The sequence below is a fragment of the Pseudomonas sp. genome (assembly GCF_049645325.1).
In the GTDB taxonomy this organism is placed as follows: Bacteria; Pseudomonadota; Gammaproteobacteria; order Pseudomonadales; family Pseudomonadaceae; genus Aquipseudomonas.
Genome location: NZ_JBARTQ010000670.1, coordinates 1 through 1,647 on the forward strand (window position 1 = coordinate 1; position 1,647 = coordinate 1,647).

At 58.8% G+C, this 1,647-nt stretch carries 2 protein-coding genes; one reads left to right on the plus strand and one right to left on the minus strand.

Features of this window, described 5'->3' with window-relative positions:
- The coding region (locus WBB95_RS28690; RefSeq protein WP_424490654.1) for a hypothetical protein at window positions 1–194 on the minus strand (194 nt) is incomplete at its 3' end.
- A 356-nt stretch (window positions 195–550) separates the two neighbouring features.
- Here WBB95_RS28690 and WBB95_RS28695 point away from each other — a divergent pair.
- Window positions 551–1,647 (plus strand): PTS transporter subunit EIIC (locus WBB95_RS28695; RefSeq protein ID WP_424490655.1); only part of this gene is annotated, 1,097 nt, incomplete at its 3' end.

The window sequence follows — 1,647 nt, forward strand, 5'->3', positions numbered from 1 at the left end:
ATCGGCTCAAGTAAAAACAATAGCACGTAGGCGATCAGCACCAATGCCAGGTCCAGGTCCAGCCAGCTCTCTTCGACAGGGCCGGTGACCCGTTCAACCGCGTCCCTTGCCAACAACAATAATGTTATCGCGCACAGCCACAGCCCTGAGTTGAACAGTACCGGCTGCAGGAGGGTGGTGCGTTTGTCTTGCATATCGCGGATCTCCTTGATGTCGAGCTCCCTGTCCATAGGGACAAAAAAAACGCGCCGGTGCTGGAAAAGGTCAGGGCGGCGTGCGAGCCCGGCAAGGCGGGAGCCGCGATGCGGCAGGTACCGGGACGTCGCAAGAGGTACACGGAGCAGGGTCTTGGGGCGCGTCAGTTTGAGCGGCATGTCATAAAGGATGAGCTAACTCGACATACCCGACAAGCATAGCTGGGCGAAATTAATTTTGAATAAATACGCGTGTTGCGGCAAAAGCCTTTCGCTGCCGGTAGTAGGACGTGTAGCGTTACTCAGGGTTTTCGGGCCTGCCTGCGGGCAGAGAGCGATGGGCAGAGGGACGGGTCATGGCGCAAACGCTGTTCAAACTTTTCCTCACCCAGCGCTTGGCGGCTTTGGCCAGCACGGAATCGTTGCGCGCCATTCGCGAAGGGTTGCTGTGGATCCTGCCATGCCTGTTGGTGTCGGCGGGTTTTCTGATCCTGTCCGAGTGCGCCAAGGTGCTGGGTTTCGACCCGCAAGTGGTGGCCATTCTGTCGGGACTGCACAACCAGATCAGCTCCGTGATCCCACTGTTGGTTGCCGCCTCGATTGGTTACATGTTGGCGATCCAGTACCGCCTGCCCCAGTTGCCCGTGGCCTTTTTATGCCTGGCCCATGTGGTAATCGCCACCTTTGTGTTGCGTGAATACCCAAGGGCTTCGGCCACGTTCGTGCTGTTTATTGCCATTGCTTCGCCGCTGATCAATGTGCCGGCCATTGCTTGGCTGCACCGTTTGCGTTGGACTCGCCTGGTCAATGAAGACTTGGTGGGCCATAACCTGCGGGGCACCATCAACATGGTGGTGCCGGGTGCCATTACGGCACTGTCTTTGGTGCTGCTGCTGTCGTTGTTGTTGCAAATTCCGTATGTCGCGCAACTTCAGGGGCCGCAGGTGCTCGACGCGCTGCAATCGCCCTACGGCAGTGGGCTGTTCGTGACGTTGATGAATTCGTTGCTGTGGTTTTTTGGCATCCACGGTGTGTACGCCATGCAGCCGCTGTTCGATGTGCTGGACCAGGCCGTGGTGCTCAATGGCGCTGCATCGGCGGCGGGTGAGCCGATTCGCTACGCGCTCAACAGTGGCCTGCTGGGCTGCTTCGCGTTTATCGGCGGTTCAGGCGGTGCGTTGTGCCTGCTGGTGGCGATCCTGCTGTTTTCCAGGAGCCAGACCATGCGCTTGCTGGCGATGGCCAGTTTGCCGCTGTCGTTATTCAACGTCAGTGAGGTGTTGCTGTTCGGCTTGCCGATCATTCTTAACCCGCGCCTGTTCATACCGTTTCTGCTGGTGCCGGCGCTCAATGCGACAGTGGCGCTGACGGTGGTACAGCTCGGCTGGGTGGCGCCAGCAGTGGTCAGCGTGCCGTTTACCGCGCCCGTGCTGTTTAATGCCTACCTCAGCAC